At 72.0% G+C, this 7,044-nt stretch carries 9 protein-coding genes and 1 pseudogene; 6 read left to right on the forward strand and 4 right to left on the reverse strand.

All coding sequences use genetic code 11. The features are described 5' to 3' along the window. Positions 1-249: ATP-binding protein (locus tag E1265_RS30950; RefSeq protein ID WP_132934290.1), on the reverse strand; the 249-nt coding region annotated here is incomplete at its 3' end. 788 nt (positions 250-1,037) lie between these two features. On the opposite strand from E1265_RS30950, the gene E1265_RS39895 reads away from it, so the two are divergent. Then, positions 1,038-1,304: an HAD hydrolase-like protein gene (locus E1265_RS39895; protein WP_243741237.1), complete on the forward strand. Its 267-nt coding sequence runs from the start codon at positions 1,038-1,040 to the stop codon at positions 1,302-1,304. Here E1265_RS39895 and E1265_RS30960 read toward each other — a convergent pair. Together E1265_RS30960 and E1265_RS39900 are read right to left on the reverse strand one after the other, a co-directional pair. Continuing rightward, the gene (locus E1265_RS30960; protein WP_132934291.1) at positions 1,281-1,832 is read right to left on the reverse strand and encodes a Uma2 family endonuclease; all 552 of its coding nucleotides are present in this window, start codon (positions 1,830-1,832) and stop codon (positions 1,281-1,283) included. The genes E1265_RS39895 and E1265_RS30960 overlap by 24 nt on opposite strands. Before the next feature lie 331 nt (positions 1,833-2,163). Further along, a complete protein-coding gene (locus E1265_RS39900) occupies positions 2,164-2,280 on the reverse strand; it encodes a DUF397 domain-containing protein (RefSeq protein ID WP_165953939.1) in 117 nt (38 codons plus the stop codon). 21 nt (positions 2,281-2,301) lie between these two features. Here E1265_RS39900 and E1265_RS40480 point away from each other — a divergent pair, with 21 nt between their 5' ends. The 5 genes from E1265_RS40480 to E1265_RS30985 all read left to right on the forward strand — a co-directional run bounded on the left by E1265_RS40480 (position 2,302) and on the right by E1265_RS30985 (position 6,689). Continuing rightward, on the forward strand, positions 2,302-2,430 hold the full coding sequence (locus tag E1265_RS40480; RefSeq protein ID WP_279571481.1) for a hypothetical protein: 129 nt from the start codon (positions 2,302-2,304) through the stop codon (positions 2,428-2,430). A 96-nt stretch (positions 2,431-2,526) separates the two neighbouring features. After that, positions 2,527-2,832 carry a hypothetical protein gene (locus E1265_RS30970; protein WP_165953940.1) on the forward strand — a complete coding sequence of 102 codons (306 nt, stop codon included), beginning with the start codon at positions 2,527-2,529 and terminating at the stop codon, positions 2,830-2,832. Between the two features lie 185 nt (positions 2,833-3,017). After that, positions 3,018-3,602 (forward strand): hemerythrin domain-containing protein, encoded by a 585-nt coding sequence (locus E1265_RS30975; RefSeq protein ID WP_132934294.1) that lies wholly within the window; start codon positions 3,018-3,020, stop codon positions 3,600-3,602. An 88-nt stretch (positions 3,603-3,690) separates the two neighbouring features. Next, positions 3,691-4,353 (forward strand): sigma factor, encoded by a 663-nt coding sequence (locus tag E1265_RS39905; protein WP_243741236.1) that lies wholly within the window; start codon positions 3,691-3,693, stop codon positions 4,351-4,353. Positions 4,354-4,706: 353 nt separating this feature from the next. Further along, entirely contained in the window at positions 4,707-6,689 is a 1,983-nt protein-coding gene (locus tag E1265_RS30985) for an amino acid transporter (protein WP_132934295.1), read from the forward strand. A gap of 48 nt (positions 6,690-6,737) precedes the next feature. Here E1265_RS30985 and E1265_RS37455 read toward each other — a convergent pair. Beyond that, positions 6,738-7,044 (reverse strand): annotated as a pseudogene (locus E1265_RS37455) (hypothetical protein); the annotation flags it as partial.

Here is a 7,044-nt window from a genome sequence, read left to right on the forward strand (position 1 = left end):
GTATAAGAGACCGACCCTGGCCAGCCGCGGCACCGGCATCGTCCGCGACCGGTCCACGACCGAGATCCGCACGGTGTCCACCTCGGGCCGGCTCACCGTCACACTGATCCGCCGCGAACCGGTGTGCTCCGCCGCGTTCCCCACCAACTCCGAGACCACAAGCACCCCGTCATCGACCAACTCCATCAACCCCCAGACACCGAGCGCGGCCCTGACCAACCCCCGAGCCTCGGCGGCACTGCGCGCCACGCACGGCAGACTCCTCGTGAACTCACCCCACGCGGTCACCCGAATCACACCGCCACCACCAGCCATGACCCAGCCTCCCGTTCGCGCTTCTTCGCCTACCGACACCCCAACGAGTGCCGCGCAGCGGCGGAGACCATGCGTCACACCGCGCCCGCTTTACGCCGTTTAGGGCAATCCACGCCCCCAAACGCGGCCAGACCGCCCTACGCCGCCTCACCCCCGGCACCGGCCGGGGGAACCCACGGTGCGCGCCCGAACCGCCAACTCCGCGCTGACGGCCGCGATCCAGGCCACCGACCTGGGCCCGGGTAGCCAGATCCGCCAGCCCACCTCTCCGGCGGGGTAGGCGGTTCCCACGCCCCTGCTCATACCGGATCTCGACAACACCCTGATCGACCGGGACGCGGCCTTCCGCTCCGCCGTCGCCGAGTTCCTGACCCGGCACGGCCTGCCGCCTGACGAACTCGACTGGGTGATGACCACCGACGCCAGCGGCTACGCCCCGCGCCATGACCTGGCCACGGCGATGACCGACCGGTTCCGGGACCATGTGACGGCCGCCGCCATCCAGCCCCTCCTCGACACCGGCGGCGCCGACCGCGCCACTCTCCCAAGGCCCACCGCCCTCGCCCTCCGCCGAGCCCGAGCCGCCGACCGGCCTGCGTCATCGTCACCAACGGCCGCACGGCCCAGCAGGAGGCGAAAAATCCGCAACACCGGTCTCGACCGGCTGGTCAACGGCTGGGCTGATCTCCGAGGCCATCGGCCACAAGAAGCCGGCACCCGAGATCTTCCAGACCGCGGCCGCTCTCACCGACCTCCCCCTCACCGACGACTCCTGGCTCATCGGCGACTCACCCCACGCCGACATCGCCGGCGCCCACGCCCTGGGCCTGCGCAGCGTCTGGGTGTCGCGACCGATGCCCTGTGGCCGTTCGACTCCTACGGCCCCACCCACCGCGCCGCCGACGCCGCCACCGCGATCGGGCGCGTCATCGGCACGGTGGAGTGATCAGCGACGGTACCGGGCGTCAGTCCGTCGTGGGCAGCAGTGACGACGTCTGCAGAACGAAGTCGAACGGCGCCGGAATATGAATGGTCTCGCCAAAGTTCGCATCTTCTCGGCAGCGATAACGATCGTTCTCGGCTTCGGAGAACAGGGTCACGGTCTTCGCCCGGGCATCCACGATGAGATACAGCGGAACACCCATGACGGGATAGTCTCGCAGCTTCCCCACCCAGTCGTTCTCTGGATTACTTGGTGAAACCAACTCCACGGCGACCAGCGCAAGTTCTGCCGGAATGTCATGCTGTGGAAGATCCACGGCCGCATCGGGCAAATAGGTGAGATCGGGGTTCCGCACCTTACCCACGCGCCCGGCGGCGATATCGCTGTTTCCCGATCCGAAGTAGCCCTCGGGACAGTGGGCGTCGAACTGCCGTTGAATGATCGCCAGGTTGCGCTGATGCAGGGCGGACGGGGAAGCCTGCATGACGATCACGTCGCCGCTGAGCTCGACCTTCACGTTCTTCGGAACAGCGCGGCGAGCCTGCTCCAACAGGTCGTAATGGCGTGGGTTCATCGAGCCACCCCTCGTCGCGGCCTCATACTGGCAAGCCCATGATAGAAGGCGGGGCACACTTCACAGCTCACGCTCCTCGTGTCCCTCTCTCCGACTGGCGCCCATCGGCCTCTACGTGCCGCACGCCAAGTGCCGAAAGCCAGGGGCCAACCGCCAGAAGCTCGGCCGCGACTCCCAGTGGGGCGGACCTTCCTTGAAGCACCCGGAGCAACTGGGGCAGGGCCTCAGCAGATACCCAACGGCAACCGAGCAACGGGCCGTCGCGCGACGTCTCCGGCGTTCGCCCGAGACCCTCCGCCCGCCCCGGCGTGGACGCGGCCTCCTACGGACGTCAGCCCTTCGCGCTCCGTACGAACGCGGCCCAAGCGCCGGCGGGGAAGACCAGGGCCGGAGCCTCGGGGGTCTTGCTGTCACGGACCGGCGCCACTCCGGCGAAGCCGTCCACCACCTCCCGGCGGGCGGCCGCCTGGTGCGCGCCCTCGACTGCCCCAACGCGCTGGCGCGCCGGATCGGCGTGTGGGGGAGCGCGGCGTTCACCGCCGTCCTCGCGGAGGCGGCCAAGGTGAGCGCGGAAGAGCTGCGGCGGGGACCGAGGTGACGTACCTGGGGTCGACGTACGGCACCCCGGTGGCGTTGCGGCAGATGGAGCGACAGCCGGGCGGCGGCACGATCGCGCAGGTCGGTGCGGCTGACGATGGCGCAGCTGCCGGCGGTGAACCCGACGCAGTTCAGCTGGGTGCTGTCGCGGATGCGCGGACATCCGTGCCTGGTGCCGCCGGCGCACCAGGCGGAGGTGGCCGCGTGCGGGGCGCTGGAGGCGGTGGACGGCCCGGGCGGCGCGGACTACGGGCCGCGTGGCGTGTTCGACGACGAGGCGTGGGGCACAGCGCGAAGCTGTGGGTGTCGCGGCACCGGCGGGCTGCCGGCCGGTGCGGTGCGGGGGTGTCGGTGGCAGCGGGCGGCGGCGCTCTCCAGCAGGTGGGCGCGCACGAGTGCCTGAGGGAGGTTGCCGCGCGGCTGGCGCTGTCAGACGTCGCCCTTCTCGGTGAGGAGCGCCGGCGAGCCGCGGGAGGCGCGCGTGCGTCGACTCGCGTTCCCGGCGGTGGCGGGTTTGACTGTTATCGGTGGGGTTACTGGCTATACACCCGAAAATTGGCGAGAAGCGCGGGAAGGGAAGTGGGCTCCATGGCGCATGAGGGTGACGCCGACCGGCGGAAGGCGGCCGAGCTCCCGGAGGGTGACGTGGTGCGGATCCTGCTGGAACAGCATGGCCGCATCCGTGATCTGTTCGCCGAGGTCAAGGGCGCGCGGGGCGAGGTCAAGCAGCAGGCGTTCGACGAGTTGCGGGCGCTACTGGCGGTGCACGAGACCGCGGAGGAGATGGTCATCCGCCCGGTCGCCAAGGACACCGCCGGCAAGGCCGAGGTCGAGGCGCGCAACGAGGAGGAGCACGAGGCCAACGAGGTGCTGGTGGCGCTGGAGCGGATGGACGTCACGAGCGCCGAGTTCGACCGGGAGTTCGCGGACTTCGAGCGCGCGGTGGTGGCGCACGCGGAGAAGGAGGAGAACGAGGAGTTCCCCACCCTCAGGACAGGACGCAGCGAGGAGCAGTTGCAGCGGATGGGCCGGATGCTGCGCGCGGCCGAGAAGGTCGCTCCGACCAGGCCGCACCCGTCGGCCGCCGGCAAGCCGCTGATGCAGTTCACCGTGGGTCCCTTCGCCTCCCTGGTGGACCGCACCAGGGACGCCATCACCTCCGCCTCCCGTTGACGGTCGGGCACCCGCCGAGGCCCGCCACGCGGCGCGTGGCGGGCCTCGGCGGGTTCGCCGTAGGCTTCTCGGCCTGGAACCGGTGGGCGTGGCGGAGGGAGCCGAGGTGCGGGAGGCCGAGGGGCTGACGACTCCCGACGCGCTGCTGGCCGTCCGGGCCGGCGAGGGGGACGCGGAGGCGTTCGAGACGCTGGTGCGGCGGCACCTGCCGGCCCTGCTGCCGCTGGCGTCCCGGCTGCTCGGCGGCGACCGCGCGGGGGCCGAGGAGGTCGTCCAGGAGGCCTTCGTCGAGGCGTGGCGCCGGCTGCCCGAGTTCCGGGGGCAGACCCCGTTCCCGAGCTGGATGCGCGGCATCGTCACGAACCGGTGTCGGCGCCCCCGGCGCGCGCGGCGGTCCGCGGCCGGCGACGAGGGCGTGACCGCCACCGTCATGGAGCTGGTGCGCCGCGAGCCGCGGCCCGGCGGCCCCGACGAGGGCGCCGCGGCCCGGGTCCTCCGCGCGGTGGCCGACGCGCTGCCCGGGGTGCGGGCTGGCGGGTGCCGGATCTCCCCCGTCGCCGACGCGGCCGACCGGGGCCCGCTGCGGGTCCGGCTCGAGGTGGCGGCCGGCCTGAACTGGACGGTGCCCGAGCTCGCCGGGCGGCTCAGGGAGGAGATCGTCGCGGCGGCGCGCGACCGGCTCGGCCTCGACGTGCGGGTCGTCGACATCGCCGTCGTCGACCTCCTGTTGGACCACGACCATGGACCATGACCCGGACCATGACCTGGGTCATGACCTGGGTCATGACCTGGACCACGACGAGGACGGCGCCAGCCGGATCGGCCCCATATCCCGTTAAAGACTCGTATGAGTTTTTCGAGTGCCGGCGGGCGGCCCGGCGCGCGCCCGCCCCGCCCCAACGGCCGCGAGCAGCCGGCTTCCCCCGGCTCAGCGGCCATGGGCGGCCCGCCGGCACCCGACGAACGGCCGGAGGGAAAGCCCCGGGCGCGTTATGAACGCGTGAAGACCGCCCGCCACCCGTCACCCGAATCGCTCATACTCGCTCTTCGTTGCCCTGCCCCGGGACGAGGGTCCGCAGGCACGAGACGAAGAGGTGTACGACGATGGCGAGTGCCACCGCGCAGTCGCCCGAGGTGGACGACGCTCCACCGCCCCGCGGCTCCGGCCGGCTGAGGGCGTGGTTGCTCGACGGACTGAGCGAACGGACCGCGCGCCACCCAGGACCGCACGCCACGGTCTCCGCCGAGCACCGCGGCCACCGCTGGTGGCGCGTGATGTGCCTGACCGGCGTCGACTACTTCTCCACCCTGGGCTACCAGCCGGGCATCGCCGCGCTCGCCGCCGGCGTGCTCTCGCCGCTCGCCACCGTGGTGCTGATCGGGCTCACGCTGCTCGGCGCGCTGCCGGTCTACCGGCGGGTGGCCCGCGAGAGCCCACACGGCGAGGGCTCCATCGCCATGCTCGAGCGGCTGCTGCCCTGGTGGTCGGGCAAGGTGTTCGTGCTCGTGCTGCTCGGGTTCGCCGCCACCGACTTCATGATCACCATCACGCTCTCGGCCGCCGACGCCTCGGCGCACGTGGTGGAGAACCCGCTGGCGCCGTCCTTCATGCACGACGGCAACGTGTGGATCACGCTGCTGCTGGTCGCCGGGCTCGGCGCCGTGTTCCTCAAGGGCTTCCGGGAGGCCATCGGCGTCGCCGTGGTCCTGGTCGCGGTCTACCTGGGGCTCAACACGATCGTGCTGGCGACCGCCGCCTGGCATGTGCTGACCGAGCCGGTGGTCGTCACCGACTGGTGGGACGCGGCCACGGCGGAGCACTCCTCGCCCTGGCTGATGGTCGGCGTGGCGCTGCTGGTGTTTCCGCGCCTGGCGCTCGGCATGTCCGGCTTCGAGACCGGCGTCGCGGTGATGCCGCAGGTGCGCGGCGACGCCGGCGACACCGAGGAGCGCCCGGTGGGCCGGATCCGCGACACCAGGAAGCTGCTGACCACGGCCGCGCTGATCATGAGCGGCTTCCTGCTGGTGTCCAGCCTCGCCACCACGCTGCTGATACCGGCCGAGGAGTTCGAGTCGGGCGGCGAGGCCAACGGTCGGGCGCTCGCGTTCCTGGCCCACGACTACCTCGGTGAGGCGTTCGGCACCCTCTACGACGTCTCGACCATCGCCATCCTGTGGTTCGCCGGCGCCTCGGCGCTCGCCGGGCTGCTGAACCTGGTGCCGCGCTATCTGCCGCGCTACGGCATGGCCCCGGAGTGGACCCGGGCGGTGCGGCCGCTGGTGCTGCTGTTCACGGTGATCGCGTTCACGATCACCATCCTCTTCCGGGCCGACGTCGACGCGCAGGGCGGCGCCTACGCCACCGGCGTGCTGGTTTTGATGGTCTCGGCCTCCGCGGCCGCCACCATCTCGGCGCGGCGCAAGGGCCACCGGCCGGCGTCCATCGGCTTCGGCGTGATCACCGCCGTCTTCGTCTACACGCTGGTCGTCAACGTCATCGAACGGCCCGACGGCATCCGCATCGCCTCGCTGTTCATCCTGGGCATCCTGCTCACCTCGTTCGGCTCCCGGATCCACCGCGCCTTCGAACTGCGCACCGGCGAGATCGTCCTGGACGACGCCGCGGTCACTATGGTCGACCACGCCGCGGCCCACGGCTGTCTGCGGATCATCGCCAACGAGCCGGACGAGCGGGACGCCGCCGAGTACCGCGAGAAGGAGTACAGCCAGCGGGAGGAGACCCACATCCCGAACGGCGGGCCCGTGCTGTTCCTCGAGGTCACGGTGCCGGACTCCTCGGACTTCACGGCCGACGTCACCGTGCGGGGCGAGGAGCGCCACGGCTACCAGATCCTGCGCGTGGCGGGCCCGGTCGTGCCCAACACCATCGCGGCCGTGCTGCTGCACCTGCGCGACCGCACCGGCGCGGTGCCGCACGCCTACTTCAACTGGACCGAGGGCCATCCGCTCGGCCACCTGCTGCGGTTCCTGGTCTTCGGCGACGGCGAGGTCGCCCCGGTCACCCGCGAGGTGCTGCGCCGAGCTGAGCCCTGCCTCCCCCGCCGCCCCCACGTCCACGTCGGCTGAGGTGACCCACCGCGGCGACGGTGGGTCACTCACCCGCCGCGGCGGCGGTCAGCGGGCGCCGGCGGCGGCACGCTTCCGGCCGTCACCAGCCGTCGCGCGGAAGCGGTTGGTGAGGGCGGAGAGCACCCCGTGAAACCGGTCGGACCGGTCCAGGTGCTCCCGCAGCGTGACCCGCTCCCGGTCGAGGACCCGCAACAGCGCGATCTCCGGCAGCACGGCCCTCCCCCGGTCCCCGCCCCCGCGAGCGGCCGACCGCCGTCCAGCTCCTCGCGCGGCGTGCCGGGCGCCGGCGGGCACGATCAGCCCGAGCCGCAGCAGCTCGGCCCGGTGCCGCTCGCCCTCCTCCGCCGTCAGG

Source organism: Streptomyces sp. 8K308 (assembly GCF_004348315.1).
Classification (GTDB): Bacteria; Actinomycetota; Actinomycetes; order Streptomycetales; family Streptomycetaceae; genus Streptomyces.

Bases quoted from the DNA above. Each gene is read 5' to 3' on its own strand.
- E1265_RS30975 (WP_132934294.1), top strand. From the start codon at position 3,018: ATGGCGCATGAGGGTGACGCCGACCGGCGGAAGGCGGCCGAGCTCCCG.
- E1265_RS30985 (WP_132934295.1), top strand. From the start codon at position 4,707: ATGGCGAGTGCCACCGCGCAGTCGCCCGAGGTGGACGACGCTCCACCG.
- E1265_RS30970 (WP_165953940.1), top strand. From the start codon at position 2,527: ATGGCGCAGCTGCCGGCGGTGAACCCGACGCAGTTCAGCTGGGTGCTG.
- E1265_RS30960 (WP_132934291.1), bottom strand. From the start codon at position 1,832: ATGAACCCACGCCATTACGACCTGTTGGAGCAGGCTCGCCGCGCTGTT.